The following is a 24,172-nucleotide window of genomic DNA, read 5'->3' as shown; positions in this document are numbered from 1 at the left end:
GCCACACTTATAAGTAGTAACCCACCTCCGCAGCCATTTATTGGTGTGGTCTACAGAGGATTAAGTCTTTTTAGAGGGGAAAATCCCTAGAACCCCATTGTGATACTTGGTAATCATTCCCCCACGAAATTTATTGCCATTAACTGAAGTAATAGCACGTTTTAACTGATGGTATGCTTCACCTCTGTTCAAGGCTTGCTGGACGTAATGACGCAACGTTGAATTATCAACATACTCCAAAACATAAATAGATTTAATTAAACGGTCGTACTCATGCAATGCTGACAATCTTCGGCTCTTGCCGTTACTCAACTTTCTAATGATTGTGCTTTGAGTGGTGGTTTTACGACTCAATGAACAAACAATATGCTGAATATTGTCCCATTCTTCAGCAATTAGCTTATGATTAATATCTTTCTTTAATTGAATACGGCCTCCGTTCTCTTCAGTCACTTCAAATAGCTCAAAAAACACCTTTTTCATTTTCGCGTATCGAGGGGCGAATGTGTAACCAAAGAAATCTAATATAGCGAAGTTAACATTATTGGTACCATGCGTATCGGTCGATAAGGTATTAGGCTGTATATCTGAAGAGTTGTTATAGAGTAAGTCAAAAGCAAAGTGACCTTCATATTCGTTAGCGCCAATGACTTGCGTACTCACCGGAACATGACGTGGTCAACCAAAATTGACCAACCCAGTTAAGCTACTTTTTTCAATTTCTTCATGTCCGCCTCATATTGATTTGAAATTTCCATACTTTATCTAATTCATGTTTTTCTAAATTAGCTAAAATGCAACTCAGAAATGTCCAAAAGTGTGTTTGAAAATGATCAAACTTTATGATTTATCAAACTTTAATACGGACGCACAACAGGACGATATAGGAAAAAGAAGTGCTTTCTAATGTGACAACCATTATTGCTACAAGTACATGACAGTACGGAACTATTACCTACATTCTTAGGGCGAAAAAAAACCTGTCAAAGACAGGTTCTTTTCCCAGCAGGACCCCTCCCGCTGTTTGGAGGACACATTATGATTTCGCAATCAACAATGTATCAGGTTGTATTATATTATCTATTTTGGCCTTTTGTATATTGCTTTTTTGTAACGGTTACAAAATATTAATACAGCATGTTCATTTTCAGATAACGTCCTATTGTTTTAATAACCCCACGTTTAGAGCCAGTTCTTAGATCTGCTAGGTGTGTTTTAAATTTTTTATTTCGTTGAATTTCTTTAGAAATCTTTCTTGGCGAGCATTTATATTGAGTGGCTAAGTGAGTTATTTTATCTTCTGTAAAGACTTCAGAGTCGTTCATTGCGCTCGATATTGCAGCATTACATTGAGAGTTTAATTTATGCAAGTGAGATCTCAATGCCTTTTTATGTGTTAAAAAAATTGCTGGATCACGCATTTGCACTAAGTCTTCTTTAATGTCTTGAGTGTCACAACCATTGTTGTCAGCAAACGACTTAATTAACCGGCTCATATGCAATCTACTACCACCTACGCGTTTTTTGGCATAAATAGCGTGTAATAATTCAGTTCGCCTTTTTTCGAGCAAGAAATCAGGGATTTGTGGTTCTTTAATATCAACTTCTACAGACCTAGATGAGTCATTAGTTACCTCTATTATTGCTAAATCTGTATCTTGAGCATCATTAGCTTCATTAGCATCATTTGCTTCATTCTGATTCTCATGGCTGCTAGTTTTGGTATTTGCTGAATTGTAAAAATTATTGTACTTCGCCAACTCAATGACCTGACCTAATGCCTCTGCTTTATCTTCCATATTTCAGCCTCAACTCTGAATACTGGCGCTAGTCTATCTATTATTTTGAGGCATTCGTTAATTTAAGGTTACTTATTTCGTCACACTAATTTCTCTTTGAAGTAAACAAATGAGAAATTATTGTTGATATTGCAATGGTGAGGACAAATAAGGCCAATGATAGGCACAAAGTCATTGTTAAAATGGTGGACAATGGGATCAGCATTGCTTCTATAAAAGTAAAGTTTAACTGTGTTGAAGTAAAACATTGAATACTGACAAGGCCAATAATTATGACAATGAACCCTTTTAGGCTTCCTTGTAGATCAGCTTTTGATGGTGATAAATAAAGGCCAATGCTTGCCACCAGCATGAACCAAAAAATAGTCATTAAACTGTTACTATTAAACTCAACGGTGATTAGCTGTATTGTGCTAGCAAAACAACTTTGTGATAACAATATGATGTCAATTGGCGATTCAATCCGTAAAGCAGCTCCTATGCTTGTGAGCTCAAGCAACCATTGGTGACCATTATCCAGCATACCGATTGTTAGTAATGAGATGGCAAAAAGACCACCGAAGATAGGTGCGATACCGATAAAAAAGCAGCCAATTAGCTGAAAGGCTGATGTAGGAGAATAGCGATGCTCTACGTAACCGAGAGCTTTGTTTGAACACGTTAAATTAAACAGTACCACCTTATCTATTTTGTGTTTGAAAATGATACACATAAAGGCGTGACTTAATTCGTGTATTGGCACAGCGAGCAAACCAATGAGTCGCAGCATCAACCCTGGTCTATTTTTTATTCCGGTTACAAAGAGTTTTTGTAGAACATTAAACAGCAATATAGGTATCAATATTGCTGCAAAAGCGATTGCTAAATTCAGTATGACATCGCTTATAATGCTTAGGAACTCAACCAGTATGTTCATCTGCTTTCCCATTACGTAGTTGAGAGTTAATTGAATGTGTCGCTTTAACGTTGAAAATTTTTCTGAGCTATTGAGGTCAGATGCAAAATCCTATTGCAATTGGGACACAGTTCTAGCCCACTATTCTCTGAATAATCTTTACCACAATTATAACAACGATATACATTAATCATTAATGAATTGGTATGCGTCTGAGCCTTAGCGAAGTCGTTTCTCCGTTCAGATAGCATTTGTTTTATTGGTTCGTTTTCAGCAACCATCTTTTTTTCAAATTCTAACTTAGCATTTTCTAGCATTTTGTCAGCTCTAATATGCCAACGCCATTGTTTACTTTTGCTTTGACTCAATAGGGCGCACTTTAGTCTATCAGTCCAACTCTTTTGGACAGCAAAATTGCTTCTTTGCAATAAACTTAAATCAATCTCAAGAATACCGTGTATATCCTCATGCTCAGGTAGTGATATAAAAGTACGTTCAGGATATGTAATGATGATAGCTAGTTTATAAACACCTTTAAAATAAATCAGGGCATCAAATCCCATTTTGTCTACTTCAATCTTATCGAAATTCAATGTCCTTCTTTTCGTGACTTCAATTTTATTGCCAGTATAAGGATCTTTAATAAAATAATCAGGTAGGCAGATTTTATCAGCAGTGGCCATTATCTGTTTGAGCATTAGTTTTAACGCTACATAATAAGATAATGCACATTCTGAATAGTTATATTCAGTTTCAAATGCGGGATCATGTGCAAAGTTACTTTCTCGGTCTCCGCTGCAATGACGGGCGATCAATGGTGCTTTGCAAGAGGGGCAAACACAATTACAAGCTTTGCCGCTTGGAACGTCCATTACATCAAGTAACCTACTTAAATCATCACGACTACATGCGACTGGTATTTTTGCCATATTTTCTAATTAGTTATCACTATGCGTCTGCAGTTTCCTTGCTGTTATTCGCTTCCTTAGTGAATTTACGCTTATAGGTTCTATATTTTCGTTACCTACCAATTGAAGGTAACTCTTATAGATCACGCTTACCTTTAAGCTGAGGTCTATCGTGTTCAGGAAGTTATTTAGCAGTTCATTATGTTTATTAGCTATTTTAGGTAGTCTATTCCCAGATTTTTTATATCGTGGGAACAGGCTATTATCATCATAATTCTTTTTGTATGCTCTAATCCACCTGTATAGAGTAACCGCGCTAGGCGCCTTCTGGTCTAATAATTCAAGTGACTTTATCGCTATGTAATCTTCTAATACTCTTTGTGTACCGACAGCTATTCCCGCACTAATAGCTCCCTTAACGTAATCCAAACGCCTTTTTTGCTCCGTGATCGCTTTTAATTTTCTAGGACTATCGGGATTCGGTTTTGGAGAAAATAAAGCTAATATTTCAGATTTGCTCGCTATATCAAACACACCTGTATCTATTAGTGTTTTCAGATGAGATGGTTCAAAAAAGAACTCAGTGCCTTGCTCGATATTAGTCAATTTAATATCAGAGCCAACCCAACTTAACATAAAGTGCTCTATGCCCGAGTTTAACTTTTTAGTGAGAATATAAACATTATTCAGCAATTTATTCATGTTAAAGGATTTCTTCGTTTGCGCTCAGTTAGAAACGTATCAACCTGTTACAAATTTTTATCACACCAAATTTAATATCACAACACAACCATAAATTGTAGTCTTGATAACCCCTGCATTAAACAGCCTTAATCACTTGTTTTTTCGATTTAAATCTTACTTTTCATATTCTCTTGCTTGTAAGTATAGGTGTTAACCCCAATATTGACTGTATGAGGTGATGTTTCGCTATTTTAGCGTTTCAAAAAAAGACACCTTAATCTGACACTTAGCTAAAATTTTTCTTTAAAATCTCACATAATGATTATCTATAACTATTAGGCGCCTTCTTTGATGACTTTAAATATCCTAGCTGTAGAGCAAATCAAGCCTGTTTATTCAGATGATTTTCAGACTATTTTTATACCTACTAATCGCCCGCCAGAAAGTAGCTCTAGCCAACCAACAAGTAACACACTGAATAAATATTTATATAGCAATGGCGATTTTTTTAATATCAGTGGTAAAACACCGGTACTTTGCAATAAAACACAACACTCATTTTTGCTTGGGTTAATGACGAGCTACGGAGTATTCTGACATATGGATGCTTATTTTTTCGGACCATCGCTATCTCAGGTCTCTCTTGTTGAAATCCTATCTGAGCTTGATTTTAAATGGCCTAAATATGCTCGTTCTTGTATGCAATTATCTGACGGGGAGGTCGTATTTTTAAAATATGAAGCACAAGAGTTTAATGAATTACGCTATCAGTATCGATTAGATGCTTCTAACATAATGTCCAAAATTAAAGCTGATAAATTTGTATTTCCTGATAACTCGCGCCCTATGATCCTGAATGTAGTTGCAACTGATTGGAATATTGCCATATCACCTTATCAAATTATGCAAAAAAAACTTGAGACGCTATCTACTGAGATGTCGCATGATGAAGGAGTAAAGTTTGCGTTAAAAAAAGCAAAGCAGCTACGTTTAAAATGTCAAAATTCTCTCAATTCTGTTGACGTGATTATTGACCCATCTCTAAACTTCAAGATCAACATTAGTGACGTTGTATCAACTAACTTTTTTTTCAGAAAGTTTATGCGAACTCATCAGTGTAAATTTAATGAAGTTTTCTAAGGGCCTTTAGCCTCACTTTCACCATTCTACCTATTGATATTATTACGGCGCAGTAATACAAAATATTAATTTACTTAGTTTTGACTATCTCTACATTTATTTAAGATTTTTATATATTTATTTCGTTAGAAACGTGTATTATCAGACTTGTTTTATCTAAATGAAGGATTATACGATGAGCAAGTATTTTAAAATCGGTGATGACATCGATGATGTTCGATATGGGTTTGGTGCTGGACAACGGTTGAAGTCGGGTCTGAAGGTTTTTGGTAAAAGTGTTGCCAATGTTGGTGTTTTTGCTGTGACAGAAGTGCTACCTGCAATGACTAACAAAGTGAATAAGATGGCCGAGGACACTCTGAAAGATCCAAATGCCAAGGATGAACTCAAGGTTAAAGCCGAAGAGTATTTGAGTAAACGTAAATAAAGGAATAATTATGAGCGGCACAATTAAATTACCACACACCTGCCCTAAGTGTAAAAAGGTAGCTAAAACCCTACAGGAACTTGAAGCGACATTTGGTTTTAGGAACATCCCTCAAGGAACTACAAATCAAAGTTATTGCAAAGAATGTCGATGATTAAATTTGAATTTGTAAATTGATTTCCTGAAAAACCGCATTGCTATGCGGTTTTTTATTAGCTTAGTTGATGTAACAAAGAACCTAACAAACATATTAATTTGAAACTGAAAAGTCACTAAATATGTTGATTGTCTGTCCAGCTTCTAATAACAGAGAGCTGCCGCCAATATCAGCAATTTTTCCACTTCTATACCTTACGAAACAATGGCCTATTCTGCTACTCAGTAATGCTTCAATAAACGTTTCTTTATTGCAGCCTAGTGACATCAATTCAATTTCACAACGCTCTGGTGACGAATCAATATCCCAGGCATTTAAGTGATCTTCATTTCCAACTCCTTTGTCTTTTGATTCAATGACAATCGCACTAAATAACACTTGTTTTTGCATATCCCATTTCCATTTGTGGCATTAATTTCTAACGAGAAAGCCCTTGTGCTTCCGACAGTCGGAGGCTACAAGGGCTATGGTTACAGTTTCGCTAAAATTTCTTGCGCTTGATTGATCGCAGTAGCCATCGAATATCTGTCAAGTATTCTGACATCCAGCGATAAACAGGTACGGCCATCTCGCGCAATATGGACTACACATTTTTTATCTGGTATCCCAAAAGTAGCGACATTGATTGTTGAATTATGTGGCCGCCATTGAGTGTGTATGCGTCTTATTGACGATCCACGGGCAATGCCAGCCATAAATAAATATGGGTTTTGGTTTTCTTGGGGTGTTTTCATAAGTGTGTCCTCGATTTAGGAACACTTACCCCAATGGGATAAATGTCCCATTGGGTAGTTGATAATATTATTGAGTGAACTCAACATTGATTATCTTGTTGTGATTTTTAGGCCAAAGTGTATCGGCCATCAATCATTTTGAAATGCTCGGTTTTTAATAAATAGTCAATTGCCGGAAACAGTTCATAGGGACTGCTTTTGGCTAAATGCGCTAACGTGTCAAATAACTCTTTTTGCGTCCAGTCTCGACACTGAAACAGGCGTTTTAACATGACCAAAATGTTGGCCATAAACGTCTCGCTCATACCGTTGAGGATACCCTCAAGGTCTGTTATTGCATTAGTATTTTGACCTTTTTTAAAAATAAGCAGCTTTTCATGATTAATGCGTATGAGTGGTTTTGCATATTGGCGATTATCACTAACACAGTTGTGTTGGCATTTTATAATCTCTTCAACCAAAGGATCTGGTGCCAATTGCTCTGTCATTGATGACCAGTTCAAATAGCGCCCTTTCTTTCTTTGATTGCCTATTAATACAGCGTAGTGACCACCAGCTTTTGTTGCATCAGAAATATTCACTAGGGCAAGTTTTAATGCTTGCTCAAAGTCATATTCACTCATGCGACTGAGATCATCTTTATGCGGTTCGCCCCACATATTCCCGCTGTAATGTATCATGCCACCATAGGGAGGATGAAAGAAGATGAGATCGGCTTGTTGTCCAACAGCACTGGTTAAATCATCACGAATTAAATTAAAACCACTATGTAAATCAAAGCCAGCAAATCGATTTGCAATGCATAAATGATTTACAACATCAATGGTCGTCCCTCCACCTACAGCTGGATCTACAAATAATCCATCGCAAGGTAAAAAGTTATCAATCAAATCAATGATGATTTTTCCGGTTGTGTTACCTCTATACTGGGAATTGCCAAAATGCCCCCTATCTGGATAAGACACCACACTAGAATTAAACATATATCACCTTCCTTAGCATTCATTGAAAAATTCAATGGTTCGCTTAATTTCAGATTCATACATGTCTTCATTCAAAGCAGTGGCCCAAATGACATCTCCTTCGCAGTACGTTACTAACTCTAACCTCTCGGCATTACACCAAACACAATGTAATGAGCTCTCAATCACTAAGCGGCACCAACCTTGTTGCTCGTATAATTGATTTTCAAACTCATACATTGGTAAAAAGGTTAATTCACGTACAAGCAAACAGCCTGTTGGTGTTTTTTCAACCTTGTGCAGCTGTTCCGGTGAGCTAGGAAACCAGTAAGCATCACCTTCGGTATAGATAAACCGATTGGAATCGTCAGCAAAATCAAAACCAATAACTTGCCTTGGTCGCCTAAAGAATACGCCATAATCATTCGTAAATGTGACGTAATCACCTACCTCTAAATTACAAGGCGTTGGTGACTCTTTTAGTATACTGGCTCGAAATTCGTCATACTTTTTCTGCTGGTTTACTTGATGTGCTGTTAACATAATGCGTCCTCCAAAGACGTTTAGTATTTTGAAGGCACAATCAGCCCCTATGGGATAATTGCGCCCATAGGGGTGTGTTAATTAAATTAAATTGCTATTCCATGGTAGAAATAGCCTTGATATTCACAATCTTCTGATGCAGCCAGTAATTCATATACCGCTTTCTCATTAAATGAAAATTTCAGCGGATATTTGATTTTTTCTGGTTCTTCAAATGTCATCGCTATCCCAATATGTCGCAGCGTTTCAGCATCCTTAACTAAATCCAAATGCTCCACATCTGTCGCGTTAAACTTAGCTAGCCATGCATACGCATCGACATGACCGAAATCGCCATATCCCTGATAAGCGGTCTCTTGAATGGGACGCTCACCATTAGGTTGAAGCAAATAGACGGTTCTACCTGCATTGGGGTGATTGCTATGAATGTTTGCAATCGATTCTTTGCTATCGCATGTTTTAAATGAGAAAAAGCCCATAAGTTGTTACTCCAAATTATTAATAAATTAAATGTTGTGGATCACAACCTCCCTAGCGGGTATGTGATCCCGTCAGGATAGGTTTAGCGTTTGTTTATTGGTTAACTAACGCCTTTTTCAAATTTGTGAATTAACTAAATGCTGAATACCATCTTGAATTTGGCGCCAAGATAGATGTTGGTACTCAACATTGACAACCGCTTGAATTTCAAGCGTACCGCCTTCAACCACGTAATCCTCTATAGTTTCATAGACTTCCATTAGTGACTGTTGAGCACCTTCAGTTAACGTTAAATACACCGCAATAGCGTTGTTATAAATCGATTGTTGTTGAGTGTTCATGATTGTCCTCCAAGACGAAATTGCAGGCGCAATCATCCCCATAGGGAAGTTACGCCCTTATGGGGTTTAAGCAGCTAGCTTGATGTCAATCAGCAACTTGTGTTGCTTAATTGCCTTTATCATAAATTCTGCCATCATCGTGTTTTTAGTTGATGCAAACCATTTTTGCCAATCACTCCAAGAACTGAGTGAAGTGGTTAAATGAACTACTTCAAATGCTGACGATTGGACAATTGAACCCGACAATAAGCGATCCATATCAGCCATCAATTGCGACATAGAAGTCACCTTTGTTGGATTAAATGGAAACTCATTTGCCAAAGATAAGGCGAACTTAAAATTTATCTGATTTACATTTGCACCCGCGATATGAAAATAGTGGTAGTCACTACTTTCCCAAGCGGATACGTGGACCGGATTAGCGCCACAATACAAGGGTATTAGGCAGGTTCCGTTTTCCCGTAATATCCAGACATATTCAGTTGAGTTTGATTGAGTTTCAGCTTGCTTGATGAGTGAAAAATCGATATTCAAATCTTCTTTATATGCTTTTGGCATATCAAAGCTGTTTGAAATTTCAGTCATTTTTTTGATGATTTCTGTTGCGTTTAACATAGTGTGTCTCTCCAAAATTAAAGGACACAAATCCCGTAAGGGTTAAGTGCCCTTATGGGTTAGTTTTCTATAACAAAATGTTGATCTTCAATAAACAGAACTGTCGCCCCATTCTCGTTACCGAGAAAAGTACGCTTTCCTATGAATTGATGTCGTATCTTTGGCCAATCTTTCCAATCTGTTCGCTCTGTATCCCAAACATCCTTTTGAGCCTGTTGGTTATACTCTGCAAGCGTAAAAATGGGTAAAGGCACCTTAAAACGCATACCGCTTTTTTTATGAACAAGAATCCCTGAAGGGGTTAATTTAGTTGTATCTCCTTCATTATGAAAAGAAGAATAACCAAATCCATCACCAGTCAATTGCATCAACTGAGCATCTAAGCTTTGTTCTTTAAGTGGTTTGAGTTCAATTAGTGTAGTCATGTTGTGTCTCTCCAAAATTTAAAGGACACAAATCCCGTAAGGGGTAAGTGCCCTTATGGGTAAAATTGATTAAAAATTAGTATTTTGAGTAGTATCGAGAAGGTCTTACGGGGGTATTATCTTTAACGATATTGTTTAAGTCATTTTCCATGGCTTTATCTATTTGAGATAATGTGTTTTTGCCCGACCAAATGAACTTTGTTTCTTGGTTAACAAGGTTACGTATTGTTCGTTTGTTACTCTTCCCTTGGTACTCCATGTGTTCACGACAATGTAAGGCTTCGACCATTAGCAAATATTGAATATCCATTAGAGCCACATTCAATTTTCGCTTCAATCTCTCCCTTGCTATCAACTTTTTTCCGATGATATAGGTCGTGATAGATGGTACCGCAGCAGTGAGAATGTTCCCGATTGCTTTAACCAGCGCCACCAAAACTAAGTTATCTATTACAATGCTTTGCATAATGATCCCTTAAATTTGTTGTATGACAATGGGTGATACCGAAACACAGCAACAAGCTAAAATCTCATCCTTTTCCAAAATTGCTATAGGTTGTTGAATGAGTTTTACTTTGCCGCTTATAAGTTTTGATTTACATTGGCCACAAAAACCGCTTTTGCAATCGAATTTAATCAGATTGGTGAGCGTTTTGAGTTCAATGTGTTGATTGATGTGTAATTTATTCATAGATGTCCTCCAGACAAGTATAGGAAGACATTGATCCCAATGGGATAATTAGTCTCCCAGTTGGGTAGGTTAAGTAGCTTAATCGCTCTCATATAACATTATTCGCTTTGAATATCGTTATACCGGTCATTGCATATTCGTGAATAGTGCAACCGCTAATGTTTCCCATGTTTAGCTGACATGCGTTTTATTAAACAAATGAACGAGTACCAAAAAAGGTACAGTGGACAAGTGAATAAAAAAAACGATTGGTGGAACTGAATAAACCTAAAGCGACTCAATTTAAATCGATTTAGGTTTATTGCAGAGGTTAATCTAACCTCTGCAATCCACAGTCAAATTTCAGCTATGATACTGTCTTTTCCGATGTAAGAATTAGCTCGTGCCCACTCAGTTAGTTTTTGCAATCGTGCTTCCACATCTAATGTATCCAATGTTTCACTTACACGAAAAGCTTTGTCCATCCCTACAGTGAGAATGCGAGAATCTACATCATAAATACCTTGTACTTGCATAGTGATACTCCATTAAATTAAAAGTTAATAAGGTTGTTCATCCCTAAACGCACCATGATGCGTTTAGAGATGAACAACCCAGTTACCGACCCATTAAGGGCCGGTAACGGAGTATTCACCGGGCAATATAGCCTCGGATATTTGTCGGACAGTTTACAAAAACATCCAACCAATCCTCTTTTTCTGTGTTGAGAAAATCAGGGTATGCTATCTGACACACAACCCCTTTATTTCTCAGTTTTTCCTGCAACTTTTGGGCAGAATTAAGACCTGCCTGACTTGGTTCTTTGTCAGCCCATATAACAACGTGTGTTATATCTGATGCTGGCTCAAACAAAGCTAGTACAGTGTCAGAGTACAACGACCAGCAAGGTAACTGATTGGCATTGAAAAGCGCAAGCGCAGTCTCAATACCTTCTGTTACTCCTAAATATTTACCGCCACCAGCTAAGGTTATCGGCTCCCCCAAACGAAATGCGCCACCACCGACATAATCAGGTGGACTCATCATCTTCTTGGGATTGCTAACTTCAGCCTTACCACTGCCATCAGGCTTGAGGTATATGCGGTGAATAGTCAGGTTGTTGCCATCTTTATCTTTAAATATGCCAAGTAATGCAGGAAATTTACCTTTGAATTTTTTATCTTCAGTACAGTAATAACTGAGTCCCGGATGAAACCCCAGTGTGTCAGAAAAACGCTGAACTTCTGCTTCGGTCAATGTTAAACCTCGACTGCGTAGGTAGTTCATAGCGATTGGCGATTGATCTGCTGGCATAGCGCCTGCAAATACTTTTTGCAAAGCTGCTAATCGCTTGCTTTTTTCTTCATTACTGCAATAACTTGATGATAAAACTTTCTCTTGGTTCATTTGTTTGGCCACTTCATGTTTCTTGATTGTACTGATGTCTCCACCAGTAATGCGTAATACTTCATCTGCTGCTTCTTTAAGAGAGCAATTCAAATAAAATGCAATGACATTCAATCCGTCAGTTAAGCGACCTTCTTGATTATGAAACGCCTGCCCTGTTTCTTCCCATCCAGAGACGAGACGAAACACAGTGTTACCTTGACCTGATTTTGGACAAGGTGTTTGGGCTGGATAACGGTCAATAGCGAGTTTTAAACCACTGAAGTGATCGAAAACATTTCGCCAACCGCCACGCTGACTAACCAAGGTTTTGACTTTTTTCATCTTAGATTGAGTGGATTGATACATAATTTTTCTCCTAATAACTCACGAAAACCCCAAAATCCCCTCGCTAAAAGAAACTTTGGTGGTTTCCGCGAGTCGTGGGTAAAAGGTGCCTCAATGAAGCACCTGATTTGTTTTACCGTGTTAGAAGAGGTCCCCATTTCCATGAAGCCCCAATAAGTACCTTGATACCGTTACGAATTTCGTAAACGGTGACCATTCCACTCGCTCTAATTTCTGTGATTGTATTATTCATAGTGTGCCCTCCAGGACGTTTGGAGCACACTAATCCCCAAGGGATTTGTGTACCCCTTGGGTTAAGTAATTTTTGCTTATTTAAAAGCGTGTTTTAAGCCTTTGGTGAGTGCTTCTACTAAGTCATGCTCAGTTTGAATTACCTCAAAATCTGCATCTTCAAACCCATGTACTTGGTGACAAATGCCTATCCCAAAAACTTTTACACCAACAGCGTTTGCCTCTTGTATTGCTATTCTTAATTCTTCGATGTTATCGGGTTCACCATCGGTAATTACAAAAAGTAATTTTCTAGGTTCACTCCGATTAACGAGATAAGATGTCGCAGTCATTACGGCCGCAGCTGTGGGTGTGCCACCTGAACCAGAGATATTAAAATCAGCTGATTTAGGTTTTTTATCGAAAGTTTTAACAATTTCTAAGTTTGGATTATTGATATACCTTCCATCCTCATCAACTTCATACGATGGATAATAACCCACCATATTTTTTACACCTTTGATACCGTCAAGCGCTAAACTCATTGCATAGCTAACGCTGTTAGCCATACGCATATCTGAGTTGCACATAGAACCTGATTTATCAACTAGCAGGCTAATAGCCGCATTCGGTGAGCGTCCAATTGACTCTCTTTCAAATATGCGTTTATTGCCTGTAACCACAGTTGATAATCGACTCGAACTGATCGTAGCCCCTTTTTTATCGAGCGACTTTTTACAGTAATTTTCATCATGAAAAATTCGCTTGAGCGGATTTTTCAAACTTGAAACTAATCTGTGTGTGTCACCTACGTTGCAAAAACCGTATTCATCGATTGATACAGGATTACGACCGATTGCCTTCAAAGGCTCGATAAAAGACTCGTTATAGTCTTTTGCCATTTCAGCAATTTGTTCGCGTAATTGAGCATGAAAATCAAAACTGTCATCATCTAGTGAATCAAGAATTTCTGATTTTTTACCAACTGGTTGCATTGACGAATCGCTAGCACCTTTTGATTGCTCATTACTATCAGAGGGTGTTGTGTCATTGGTTGTTGAGTCATCGCTATCTTCTGAGCCATCAGCATCATTTGAGTCGCTTTGAGTATCATCGCTATCTTCAGAGCCATCGGCATCGTCTGAGTTGCTTTGAGTATCATCGCTATCTTCAGAGCCATCGGCATCATTTGAGTCGCTTTGAGTATCATCGCTATCTTCAGAGCCATCGGCATCATTTGAGTCGCTTTGAGTATCATCGCTATCTTCAGAGCCATCGGCATCGTCTGAGTCGCTTTGAGTATCATCGCTATCTTCAGAGCCATCGGCATCATTTGAGTCGCTTTGAGTATCATCGCTATCTTCAGAGCCATCGGCATCATTTGAGTCGCTTTGAGTATCATCGCTATCTTCAGAGCCATCGGCATCGTCAGAATCGTCATCACTTTCTTGTTCATCAACCCACGCCATAAATAAATCGTATATCTGCTTTGCGGTGTCATAACACTTTTCAGTGTTATTAATACTTCGCATCACAGTTGGATTAAATATTTTGTGTATTGCTTGATAAAAATCATTACCAAACTTTTGCTGCAACAGTGCATCAGCAATTCGGTAATACTCATCAAGTGGTTGATCATTGGATAATCTCGCACCGTATAACACCCATGCTTTCAAAATGAGTGCTTCGCTGTGCTCGATGCTTGGTTTTACAAATATACCTTTGTCTTTACATAAAACGACTAATTTACGTAAAGAGTTTTTACATCCCTTAAAGTCATCCATCAAACGTGCTTCTTGATGTGCGTCATCTAAGGAATTTAGCAAGCCCTTTAAAAAAGAAGACTCCTTAAATGCTCTTTCATAAAATTCGCCTTTTGTGTAGTTTTCATGACCTAATTCATGGTCACAATAGCCAATACTCATCGTGACAAAATCATCGTCACTAAAATCTCCCAAAGGTAGATTTATAGCGCCATCGTCATGCCAAGCCGTATTGCCACTAAAAGTGATTTTCATGTTAGCGCAACGAGTTAATACTCTAGATATATTTTTAAACTTTCTAAGTAATTGTTGTTGTGTAGCCATGTGCGTCCTCCAAGAACGTAATTGAAGGCGCACACAGTTCCCATAGGGAGTGTGTACGCCCTATGGGGTTAGAATCCAAAGCCAAAATCATCATCTTCGACAACTTCATCTTCGACCTCTGAATAATGTTCAGTTTGGTCAAAATCGATAAAGTCAGTGTCGTCAACCATGCATGCGCTCGGCTCTTCTACTTCTGATACTTCGACTTCTTCTTCAACTTCTTCAACATCAACAACTGAATTATCTTCAGGCTGTTGGTCGTCAAATTCATTGTCAAAGCCGGTATCTGATATTTCAGCGTCAACTTCTTCAACATCAACAACTGAATTATCTTCAGACTGTTGTTCGTCAAATTCATTGTCAAAGCTGGTATCTGATATTTCAGCGTCAACTTCTTCAACATCAACAACTGAATTATCTTCAGACTGTTGTTCGTCAAATTCATTGTCAAAGCCGGTATCTGATATTTCATCTGATAACTGAGCGACTTGAGTTGGTTGATTAGGATTTAGATCTTCATCTAAATTATTACTAATTACTTCACCCAATACACCAAAGTCATCAACAATAACCTCTTCCTCATATTCAACAACATTGTCGTCTATATGAGCCTTGAGGCTATCCACGCTTGATAACACTAAAGTCCAACGCGCTAATGCAGCCAAATCATTATTCTCAATCCATCCCTCTTTTGGCATGGAATCAAGTACACGATTTGTTTCTGCTATCACTTTTTCGATATTACTATCTAGAAACGATAAGCCATTTAATTTCCCGATTAAGGTCTTAAACGCATCTTTGATACGTCTATTTGCCTTAGTGCGAGGAATTTTGTGGCCATTAGCATCTTTAATGAAAAATGAGCGGTCATATACATCACCGGCCATCTTTGCGACTTCTTCATAAAGATTATCAAGCATTGAGTTAGCAAGCTCTTCACCCGCTTCTTCATCACCTTCATCAATCAAAGGTTTGAAAGCAACTGGCGGTAACATCTTCAATTTGAATCTGCCACCAAATTCATTTTTATCCATTGTGTAGCGGCGCATGATGTCTGCTACATCCTGGTTTTGCATTATCCAGTCGTAAATAAGTGAGTCGTAGTTCAACAACATATCATCCAGATTACGTTGCCATTCAATTTGAATAGCCTCGATTTCTGACTGAAGATCGTCTAAACGAGCCAATGGCACGATTGTCATATCTCCCCATCGAACACCATAAGCGTTCAATACTCTTGCGATTTGTTGCTTACTCTTATTAACGAAATTCAATGGCTCTTTTGGGAACCAGCGAATTTTTGAGCCTTTAATGCTATCTGAATCTTGCAGTTGACCATCAAGCTCAACTTTGACTTTTGGTAAACATTTCTCTCCGCAAGCTCCGCTAGATACGATATTTACCACACAAACACCCTGTTCAAGTTGTTCAAGGCGTGAGCATAAATCAGCTGAATTGATAGTTGTTGAGTTAGTTTTAGTTAGTGCGTTCATAATTTGTCCTCCAAGAACAAAAAAAAAGAGCGCACTAACCCCAAAAGGAAGTTTGTACGCCCTTATGGGTTGGTTTATTTATGTTTAATATAACGAGGTTAAATCGCCGCGTAGTGTTGAACCGATAGCACTGTAGCCTTTATTGACTTTGCTATAGACCAAATTACTGCGCTTTGTTTTGCCGGCTGGACTTGAAACAGGATATCCGTGATATTGATATGCAACCCAATTTCCATTGGTTTGCGCGTTTTTAAATAAAACGACTAAATCTTTATCACTGACTTGCTCTTCAATTACAGCCCAATATCGGTCTTGGTTTGGTATTGAGTAAGCTAAAAACGATTGGTTTTCATCCACATCATTTACCGGTAAATTTGATCGGTAATGAGCGCTTGCTAATATCGTATTGCCATTATCATCTTCAGTAATCCATAAATGTCTGTAAGAGTTATCCCCATACATGTTGACCTGAGCATTGCTGCTTAGTTTTTTGGTTACTTTAAATGACTCATCTTCGAGTACCCCTTCAACAACAAACTTTTGGCATAATGAGCGTGCATACCATTTCTGGCCACTTTCCCATTCTTTGCCGTTGTTTGTGATTGCTTCAAACAAGGTTCCTTGCGGAATATTGCTTAAGTCTACCGATGCTGAAGGTGTTAAGACTTTTTTGATAAAATTTCGCCTAATGACAAGTTAATGTCATCTCCGTAAATTTTATTAACAATATGATGTGCAATTTCTTTATCCTCTGGACTTACTGAACGTAAGAACACAGCTTCAAGAGATTGCTTTAGCGTGCGAAACTTACCAAACGCTTGTATATAATAAATCCAAGCAACTAATACCCGTGTAGAGAATATGCATTGAATTGGATCTTCAACATCTCCATCACGATTAACGCCTAGCGCCGCATCTCGAAACGCATTTGCTAGCCTGATTGCATCATTTCTGACATTAACAGGTAATTTACCGCCAACTCTTTCGAGTATTTTTGCTTCAACGATTGTGGTTGGATAGGCTGTTTCTATCCACATAAATCGTGAAAGAAACGCCTGATCTAATTGGTTAGATGAGATATAACGCTCATCATGACCAGACCCATATGTATTAGCAGTACCTACACAGAAACAGTGCTTATTTCTAAACAATGTTTCTTTAAACATTTCTAAAGGCCATGGTTTCCCTTCCACCAGCAAATGCATCGCTGATGTCAGTTCTTCAGACGCTTTATCCATCTCATCAAGCAATAAAATGCCGCCATTTATATACGCTTTTGCAGCTGGACCATATTCTTTTCGGGTAACGGTTTGACCGCTTTCGTTATCAAGAACATAACTTCCCTCTAAATCTTGTGGATTCATGCGGGCATGAGTTTTCACAATATATAAAGGTAGATTGAGTCTATCTGCAAGGTACATCACTAACTCTGTTTTACCAGTGCCGGTGTGTCCCTGTAAGCCTAAAGCAAGCATTTGATCCTTCGCCATTAACCATACCAAAGCAATTTTAGTATTCTCTTCATCCGGTACATACATTGGATTGCTCTCAATGCAGTCTGGATGACGATGTTTACGACGTTGAAGCATGACGTTCGAACCTTCAAAGATTTCAGGGAAAAGCACACTTGCTGCCACTTTTTCCATTTCTGAGTAATCGATTGAAGTTGTTGTAGTAGTTACTGCTGTATTGATTTGTTGTACTGACATAATGCGTCCTCCAAAGACGTTTAGTATTTTGAAGGCACAATCAGCCCCCTATGGGATAATTGTGCCCATAGGGTTTTAATAAGAATTGATAGTTTCAGTTAAAGACTCAAGTAAAGCTGCGCGAGAATAACCTTCTAAGTGAAGATCATCTAAAAGTTCGCCTATTTGTTGCAATAACACCTTCAGCTCATAATTCCCTTCACAAAGTGATATGAGAAATTTAAAGCTGCAATTGGTGGCTACTTTTGCATTAACTTGCTCTTTGAACATTTGAGCAAATAGATCTACCCAATGATGGAACTCAAGCAGTGAGTCCATTTCACTGGACTTGCCATATCGTTTCATAATTAGCTTAACTTCATGGCGTATAACGCTAGCGTCATAACCAAGATGTCTTGCTATCTCAGCGAACTGAGGGGTGCTTTGCCAAACAACTTCATCTTTAAAGAGTTCATTACTTGGATCGGCATTGCGTAGAATTTCTAAACTGCGAATGAACATGCCTTCTAAAAGCATCTCCACATCATCATTTTTCCATTCTATATGGTAGATCTGTTTCTTCGGTTCATAGTGCGGGTCCATCATCATGAGAAGAGAACACTTTTCATTACCATTTTTCATGGCGGAAATGATGTCTTTATCTAATTTATGATGAATGGTTTGAGAGTTAAACCAAAATGGTTGGCTAACTTTTTTTGCTGTTGATTTACGCATTGGTGTGTCCTCCAGGACTGCGAGATACACCAATCCCATGCGGGGTTAGTGTCCCGCTTGGGTAAGTAAATAAAATTAGCTTTTAAAAATTAAACAAGATCCATCAACTGACTCATCTCAGACTGAGTACGACAAAGCAATCGAGAAGTAGAACCTACTTTCGATTGTGACCGTTTTGAGTCGTGGAGTTGTTTAAGTTTTTTCATTATCTTCTGTTTGCGTCTACGTAAGTAAGCAGCTTTAGAAGATTGTTGTTTGCGATTATTCATAACAGCCTCCAATAAATGCAAGGTCGTTTAAATGCGCTTTAATTGATAGGTTTTTCATTGTGTTTCTCCAAATTTAGAGGAACACAATCCCATAGAGGGAGTGTCCCTCAAGGGTTAGGTTTGGTCGGTTGCTATTTTGTTTCGGTAACTTTTCGTTCTTCTTGTTTTTGCTTCAAAATGAATATCGTAATCATTCCAAAACACACCACAAACGCAAAGCTTACCGCTACAAGTGGCATCCAATAATTTACTGATTCAGTGAACATATGTGGGCTCATATCATTATTCCATGATTTGATTATAACATTAGGTTAATAAACAATCAAAAGTCACAATTCTGTTCAAGTTCAAAAACTGACCAGATAATCGCCAAGTAACAAATTGCAATTCCGACTCCAAATGAAAGAAGAAGAAATGATTTGTAAGACAAGATCAAGCTAAAAATAGCTAAAGACAAGTCGAGCAATAGTGTTTTGTATGTTATCAATCCAAACTTTAACAAACTCGTTTTCTTTTCATCAAAAGCTAAAATTATCGCACCAAAGTGAGAAATCATAACGATAACGAAGAAAAGCAAGATTATGAATAAAATCAATCCATTTAGCTCATTTTGCAAAGCAATTAAGAGTAAAAATAGACCAATGTTAAATCCCTCCTGTGTGTTAGAATTCAGTAATAGTTGTTTAATTTTGTTCATAGCATTCCTTAAAATTTAGACAGGAACGCTACCCTGCAGGGATAGAAATCCCTGTGGGGTGAAATTAATTAATAATTTTGGCGAAAACCATTTCCTTGCTGGAAGTTGTTTTGTGGTGCCTGATTATTTTGCTGCGGAGCTGGACGGTTTTGGTAACCGTTTTGCTGCGGAGCTTGCTGATAAGAATTTTGCTGCGGAGCTGGACGATTTTGGTAACCGTTTTGCTGCGGAGCTTGCTGATAAGAATTTTGCTGCGGAGCTGGACGATTTTGATAACCGTTTTGCTGCGGAGCTTGCTGCTTCTCAGAATATTCTAAGATCTGATTGATAATAATTTTCACGCCATAACGTTTTTTTCCACCTTGCGGTTGATAATTGTCAGAGCCAAGAAAACCTTCAATCGTCATCTTATCGCCAATATTCGGAATAAAGTTTAACTTTGCTGGAACAATACACGACATATAAAGAGTGTCGCTTTGTTGCCATTCGTTGTTAACCATTTTTCCTTCGTTGTATGCCAATGAAATCGAAGCGCCGCCATTTTGAAGTGGTTTAACTTGAGAAACATTGCCAGTAAAACGAATTGTGTTTTGACGAGTAGATTGGTTTTGAGTGTGATTGTGATTGTTCATAATATTTGTCCTTCCAAAAAGTAATTAAACCCAAAAGAAAGACATTGATCCCAAAGGGGAAAGTAGTCTCCCAATTGGGTAGATTAAGTAGCTTAATCGCTCTCATATAACATTATTCGCTTTGAATTACGTTATACCGGTCATTGCATATTCGTGAATAGTGCAACCGCTAATGTTTCCCATGTTTAGCTGACATGCGTTTTATTAAACAAATGAACGAGTACCAAAAAAGGTACAGTGGACAAGTGAATAAAAAAACGATTGGTGGAACTGAATAAACCTAAAGCGACTCAATTTAAATCGATTTAGGTTTATCGAGTGGCCAACCGACCACTCACGATAACAAACTCTTACCGTCAAGCTTTCGCTTGTATCGCTGTGACAGCGAAATTAGTAGTTATAACCGATGTTTAATAACGGTCTAACAATTATTTGGTTAATGATTAATGCTGGAACGATTAGCGCTGCAATAATAATAATTTCCATTTTTTTCACCCTTAGATAATTAATTAAAAATGTCTAAGCCTGCTGGCTCACCTATGCGCTTTCATGAGTAAAAACGAATAGGAGAGCCAGCAATTAGGTGAACCCGAAGGTTCAACTAAGTGAGGCAAGTAAAAATTAATTAACGATATGCAATCCACATAAGTGGTTGAACAATCATTTTGTTAATAATTAATGCTGGAACGATTAATGCTGCAACGATGATGATTTCCATGGTGTGTCCTCCAAGACATAAATTTAAGAGAACACAGATCCGCTAGGGATGTATGTTCCCTAGTGGGGTTGGGTAATTGGTTGTTTAGTTTACTGACTGCAAATTTTTAAGAACGGATTGTTTAAGCGTGATTATATGAAGCATGTTACAAGCACAAATATTGATAACCTGATAAAAGTTGTAATTGATAACATCAAAAAACTTAATATTTGGTTTTTCAAAGTGATTGTTAAACTCAGTAGTTAACTGATCCATTAATAAAACTACTTCAACAAAAAGAGCCTCCAATGATGTTGAATCATAATTTGGAAAATCTTTTCTAATTGATGCCCAACAGAGTGTTATTGCAGCGTCTACTAATTTGATAAAAAGTTGAATGTTCATGTGTATCCTCAGCAAAGCTTTTAGAGAATACAATGATCCCAAAGGGCGATTGTATTCCCTATGGGGTAAGTTAATTGGTTGATTACAAACAAAGTTTGTTTAAAGCAAATTGCCATCGCACTTCACGGAAGTTGATTAAACAATTGTCACTAAAATTCTCGCAAGAAAAATAGCCGCTAGGTGATTGACATGATTAGCTAGCATGCGCTTTATGAAATTAATAATGGCCTATAAAAATAGGATCATGATTAAAATCAGGGAAAACGATTGGTGGAATACTGTAAATGACAGGCACGAAAAAACATACCTTAGTAACCTCGTATCTAAATTGAAGTAACTTTGGTATATGTTTGCGTAATTTGCTGAGTGCTAGACTGATAGTTTAGCTATGTAATGTGTTTCTATTGAGATTGTTAATCTCTTTGAACGTTGCTAGTCGTTCGGAGTAAGCAAGTAATTTGTCAGTGGACCTTTTCAAGTCTGTTAATAAATTTAACGTAGATTGTTTCAGTAATCAAGCGCAACAGTGAATTTAATTTGCTCAATAACTGAAACATTGATACTGATTCGTTTAGGCCGCACCATCAAGATCAACTTCTTCTTGCTCTTGTTTTGCTTCCTCATTTTTTCTCGATGTTTCAATCACTTCAGCCATTTGCTCAGGGAATGCTTCAAGCAGAAAATTTGAAGGTTCGGCTATCGAGTACCAAGATATATACAAAGATAATTTCGCTCGCGTCATAGCAACATATAGCAAGCGTCTCTCTTCTTCATAATTAATGGTGCTTGGATCGATTTTTTTGTTGATTAATGGCAACTTATCTTCATTAGCGCCTGCGATCCACACCACATCCCATTCTAACCCTTTGGCACCATGGAATGTGGTAAGGATCACAACATCATCATCTAGCTCTTTAATTTGGCGCATTTCAGACAATTCTATTATGCCAGTTATACGCAGTATTAGTTGATGCTTCATGCCCAACACAATTTTTTTAAACGTATCAAAAAATTCTGCTTTTGGCTTACTGACTATTGGTTGAAATTCGTCATGCAAAATATTTAATAGCTTTTCTACCTCTATATCATTTCTTTCCCCACCCTTATTGCCGCTTAATCGACATTGTTCGTGAAGGGCAACCGTTACATCACTCCAACTCATTTCATCATCATCGATATGCGTAAACCCAACGCCTTTTGATTTGGCAATAATATCTAATATAACGTGTTGATCTTCATGCAACTCAACTAAGATTGACTTTAAGTATTTACTGTCTCTTGCCTCAACCACGGTATAGAGCAAATGTACCCAAAATAATAAATTCTCGTTTTGCCATATCGGTGTGCCATTAAGCCGTTTGTAAGGTATGTTCTCGATTTTTAAAAAAGCTTCTATTTCATCTAACTGCTGATTGGTACGCGTTAATATCGCTCTCGATTCCAAGTGATGTTTACGCATACCTGAAAGCATGTAAGATAATTCATTCATTTCGTCAGTTGTAGCGAGAAGATAGATATCTCCCGATGTATCAAGTGTGTTCATCGATTTCGGGACTCTATTGCTATTTTGTATGACGACCTGCTCTGCTGACAGTAAGATTTCAGGCGGGCAGCGATAACACATGCTTAACGTGTAATAATTTGGATTAAAGTCTTTTTTAAACCTTTCTACACCTTCCATACCTAATGAGTTTCGCCAACTGTAGATAGCTTGGTCATCATCACCCACCACCGTTATCAGTGTGCCATTTTTTCCATGAGCTTTAATCCACTGGTATTGTGTGTCGTCTGTATCTTGAAACTCATCCACTACAAGCGCTGTACAATTAATTGGCTCTATTTTTCCGGCAATCAGCATTTTGGTTACCACATTGCACATTAAATCTAACGGCCACACATTTAACTCTTGCATTTTATCGCAGTAAAAATCGAAATAATCGAATCCCATAACACTTTTAAAGCGCTTTGATTCTGCACAATATTCTGCGTTGAGACTTAACAATCGATTTTTGACGATGTTAAGCGTCATGGCGTATAGCCCTTTTTGTTCTTTTTCCGTGAAAGGTTTTACGGATTCATCCCTTGGTTCGCAATTGGTGTTATATGAGCTACACATACTCTTAAAAATAAAGTAGTTGTATCGATTTTCAGCAGGGCCAATTAGTCTTTCCCTTCCGGCTAATTCAGGGTGCTTCTTTACCATTTGAATGATAATTGAGTGAAAGGTGCTGATAAAAATTCGTTTGCGGTCTTCGCCTTTGATTGATTTACCCACTCGCGCTTTCATTTCAACGGCGGCTGCATTGGTAAAAGTTAGGCCAAGAATTTTAGCCTGCGGTTTTTTTACTAAGTTGGCGATAAAACTAATCATGGTGTGCGTTTTACCACTTCCGGGCAAAGCGATAACAAGATTGTGACTATCAACACTGTTGGCTACGGCTGTTTGCTCTTCGTTTAATGCCATTTACATTTACTTTTTCATTTAATGCACGAATGCCGACAAATTATCACAAGCCTGAATACAAAAATTAAATTAGCGTGTCGATTTTGGCCTTCTTAATTTATTTATTGGCATATCAGTTAAGGTAAAGTGTGAAAATCAATGTTGATCTATTACAACGAGACTTATCATTGATAAATTGGTTTGTTTTTAGGCTGTTAAGCTCAGTTGCATGATTTGTTAACGTAGGTATTATGTCGATAGATTAATTAATAACGAGAAAA

At 37.8% G+C, this 24,172-nt stretch carries 29 protein-coding genes and 1 pseudogene; 3 read left to right on the top strand and 27 right to left on the bottom strand.

The window, feature by feature from the left end:
• Nucleotides 1-94: 94 nt before the first annotated feature.
• The 5 genes and pseudogenes from HBH39_RS17885 to HBH39_RS17865 all read right to left on the bottom strand — a co-directional run.
• A pseudogene (locus HBH39_RS17885) lies at nt 95-672 on the bottom strand (Tn3 family transposase); the annotation flags it as partial.
• Nucleotides 673-1,127: 455 nt separating this feature from the next.
• A complete protein-coding gene (locus HBH39_RS17880; RefSeq protein ID WP_167680205.1) occupies nt 1,128-1,799 on the bottom strand; it encodes a hypothetical protein in 672 nt (223 codons plus the stop codon).
• 85 nt (nt 1,800-1,884) lie between these two features.
• Nucleotides 1,885-2,715: a hypothetical protein gene (locus HBH39_RS17875; protein WP_167680204.1), complete on the bottom strand. Its 831-nt coding sequence runs from the start codon at nt 2,713-2,715 to the stop codon at nt 1,885-1,887.
• 44 nt (nt 2,716-2,759) lie between these two features.
• Nucleotides 2,760-3,623, bottom strand: a complete 864-nt coding sequence (locus tag HBH39_RS17870) for a hypothetical protein (RefSeq protein ID WP_167680203.1) — start codon at nt 3,621-3,623, stop codon at nt 2,760-2,762.
• A 9-nt stretch (nt 3,624-3,632) separates the two neighbouring features.
• Nucleotides 3,633-4,304, bottom strand: a complete 672-nt coding sequence (locus tag HBH39_RS17865) for a hypothetical protein (protein WP_167680202.1) — start codon at nt 4,302-4,304, stop codon at nt 3,633-3,635.
• A gap of 333 nt (nt 4,305-4,637) precedes the next feature.
• On the opposite strand from HBH39_RS17865, the gene HBH39_RS17860 reads away from it, so the two are divergent.
• The 3 genes from HBH39_RS17860 (at nt 4,638) to HBH39_RS17850 (ending at nt 5,853) form a co-directional block, all read left to right on the top strand.
• Nucleotides 4,638-4,883, top strand: a complete 246-nt coding sequence (locus HBH39_RS17860; protein WP_167680201.1) for a hypothetical protein — start codon at nt 4,638-4,640, stop codon at nt 4,881-4,883.
• A gap of 3 nt (nt 4,884-4,886) precedes the next feature.
• Nucleotides 4,887-5,426 carry a hypothetical protein gene (locus HBH39_RS17855; protein ID WP_167680200.1) on the top strand — a complete coding sequence of 180 codons (540 nt, stop codon included), beginning with the start codon at nt 4,887-4,889 and terminating at the stop codon, nt 5,424-5,426.
• Nucleotides 5,427-5,601: 175 nt separating this feature from the next.
• Nucleotides 5,602-5,853 (top strand): hypothetical protein, encoded by a 252-nt coding sequence (locus HBH39_RS17850; protein WP_167680199.1) that lies wholly within the window; start codon nt 5,602-5,604, stop codon nt 5,851-5,853.
• Nucleotides 5,854-6,103: 250 nt separating this feature from the next.
• On the opposite strand, the gene HBH39_RS17845 is transcribed toward HBH39_RS17850, so the two are convergent.
• The 22 genes from HBH39_RS17845 to HBH39_RS17740 form a co-directional block, all read right to left on the bottom strand.
• Entirely contained in the window at nt 6,104-6,400 is a 297-nt protein-coding gene (locus HBH39_RS17845) for a hypothetical protein (RefSeq protein WP_167680198.1), read from the bottom strand.
• 80 nt (nt 6,401-6,480) lie between these two features.
• On the bottom strand, nt 6,481-6,744 hold the full coding sequence (locus HBH39_RS17840; protein WP_167680197.1) for a hypothetical protein: 264 nt from the start codon (nt 6,742-6,744) through the stop codon (nt 6,481-6,483).
• 107 nt (nt 6,745-6,851) lie between these two features.
• Nucleotides 6,852-7,727, bottom strand: coding sequence for a DNA adenine modification methylase (locus HBH39_RS17835; RefSeq protein WP_167680196.1), 876 nt, complete (start codon nt 7,725-7,727; stop codon nt 6,852-6,854).
• Between the two features lie 12 nt (nt 7,728-7,739).
• On the bottom strand, nt 7,740-8,249 hold the full coding sequence (locus HBH39_RS17830) for a hypothetical protein (RefSeq protein ID WP_167680195.1): 510 nt from the start codon (nt 8,247-8,249) through the stop codon (nt 7,740-7,742).
• Nucleotides 8,250-8,335: 86 nt separating this feature from the next.
• Nucleotides 8,336-8,728, bottom strand: a complete 393-nt coding sequence (locus tag HBH39_RS17825) for a hypothetical protein (RefSeq protein WP_167680194.1) — start codon at nt 8,726-8,728, stop codon at nt 8,336-8,338.
• 117 nt (nt 8,729-8,845) lie between these two features.
• Nucleotides 8,846-9,070, bottom strand: a complete 225-nt coding sequence (locus tag HBH39_RS17820; protein ID WP_167680193.1) for a hypothetical protein — start codon at nt 9,068-9,070, stop codon at nt 8,846-8,848.
• A gap of 66 nt (nt 9,071-9,136) precedes the next feature.
• Entirely contained in the window at nt 9,137-9,685 is a 549-nt protein-coding gene (locus HBH39_RS17815; protein WP_167680192.1) for a hypothetical protein, read from the bottom strand.
• A gap of 59 nt (nt 9,686-9,744) precedes the next feature.
• Nucleotides 9,745-10,110 (bottom strand): hypothetical protein, encoded by a 366-nt coding sequence (locus tag HBH39_RS17810; RefSeq protein WP_167680191.1) that lies wholly within the window; start codon nt 10,108-10,110, stop codon nt 9,745-9,747.
• 76 nt (nt 10,111-10,186) lie between these two features.
• Entirely contained in the window at nt 10,187-10,576 is a 390-nt protein-coding gene (locus tag HBH39_RS17805) for a hypothetical protein (protein ID WP_167680190.1), read from the bottom strand.
• Nucleotides 10,577-10,585: 9 nt separating this feature from the next.
• Nucleotides 10,586-10,801 (bottom strand): 2Fe-2S iron-sulfur cluster-binding protein, encoded by a 216-nt coding sequence (locus HBH39_RS17800; RefSeq protein WP_167680189.1) that lies wholly within the window; start codon nt 10,799-10,801, stop codon nt 10,586-10,588.
• Nucleotides 10,802-11,136: 335 nt separating this feature from the next.
• Entirely contained in the window at nt 11,137-11,316 is a 180-nt protein-coding gene (locus HBH39_RS17795; protein WP_167680188.1) for a hypothetical protein, read from the bottom strand.
• 115 nt (nt 11,317-11,431) lie between these two features.
• Nucleotides 11,432-12,535 carry a DUF7146 domain-containing protein gene (locus tag HBH39_RS17790; protein WP_167680187.1) on the bottom strand — a complete coding sequence of 368 codons (1,104 nt, stop codon included), beginning with the start codon at nt 12,533-12,535 and terminating at the stop codon, nt 11,432-11,434.
• A 308-nt stretch (nt 12,536-12,843) separates the two neighbouring features.
• Nucleotides 12,844-14,832: a hypothetical protein gene (locus tag HBH39_RS17785; protein ID WP_167680186.1), complete on the bottom strand. Its 1,989-nt coding sequence runs from the start codon at nt 14,830-14,832 to the stop codon at nt 12,844-12,846.
• A 68-nt stretch (nt 14,833-14,900) separates the two neighbouring features.
• Nucleotides 14,901-16,325, bottom strand: coding sequence for a DUF3150 domain-containing protein (locus tag HBH39_RS17780; RefSeq protein ID WP_167680185.1), 1,425 nt, complete (start codon nt 16,323-16,325; stop codon nt 14,901-14,903).
• 84 nt (nt 16,326-16,409) lie between these two features.
• Entirely contained in the window at nt 16,410-16,940 is a 531-nt protein-coding gene (locus HBH39_RS17775; RefSeq protein WP_167680184.1) for a hypothetical protein, read from the bottom strand.
• A 44-nt stretch (nt 16,941-16,984) separates the two neighbouring features.
• Nucleotides 16,985-18,034 (bottom strand): AAA family ATPase, encoded by a 1,050-nt coding sequence (locus HBH39_RS17770; protein ID WP_167680183.1) that lies wholly within the window; start codon nt 18,032-18,034, stop codon nt 16,985-16,987.
• A 75-nt stretch (nt 18,035-18,109) separates the two neighbouring features.
• The gene (locus HBH39_RS17765) at nt 18,110-18,748 is read right to left on the bottom strand and encodes a helix-turn-helix domain-containing protein (RefSeq protein WP_167680182.1); all 639 of its coding nucleotides are present in this window, start codon (nt 18,746-18,748) and stop codon (nt 18,110-18,112) included.
• Between the two features lie 89 nt (nt 18,749-18,837).
• On the bottom strand, nt 18,838-19,017 hold the full coding sequence (locus HBH39_RS17760; protein WP_167680181.1) for a hypothetical protein: 180 nt from the start codon (nt 19,015-19,017) through the stop codon (nt 18,838-18,840).
• A 322-nt stretch (nt 19,018-19,339) separates the two neighbouring features.
• Nucleotides 19,340-19,714: a hypothetical protein gene (locus HBH39_RS17755; protein WP_167680180.1), complete on the bottom strand. Its 375-nt coding sequence runs from the start codon at nt 19,712-19,714 to the stop codon at nt 19,340-19,342.
• 68 nt (nt 19,715-19,782) lie between these two features.
• Nucleotides 19,783-20,346 carry a single-stranded DNA-binding protein gene (locus HBH39_RS17750; protein ID WP_167680179.1) on the bottom strand — a complete coding sequence of 188 codons (564 nt, stop codon included), beginning with the start codon at nt 20,344-20,346 and terminating at the stop codon, nt 19,783-19,785.
• A gap of 802 nt (nt 20,347-21,148) precedes the next feature.
• A complete protein-coding gene (locus HBH39_RS17745; protein WP_167680178.1) occupies nt 21,149-21,448 on the bottom strand; it encodes a hypothetical protein in 300 nt (99 codons plus the stop codon).
• A gap of 571 nt (nt 21,449-22,019) precedes the next feature.
• On the bottom strand, nt 22,020-23,912 hold the full coding sequence (locus tag HBH39_RS17740) for an ATP-dependent helicase (protein WP_167680177.1): 1,893 nt from the start codon (nt 23,910-23,912) through the stop codon (nt 22,020-22,022).
• Between the last annotated feature and the right edge of the window lie 260 nt (nt 23,913-24,172).

Source organism: Shewanella aestuarii, assembly GCF_011765625.1.
Taxonomy (GTDB): domain Bacteria; phylum Pseudomonadota; class Gammaproteobacteria; order Enterobacterales; family Shewanellaceae; genus Shewanella; species Shewanella aestuarii_A.
This window is presented reverse-complemented; position numbering and strand designations above follow the sequence as displayed.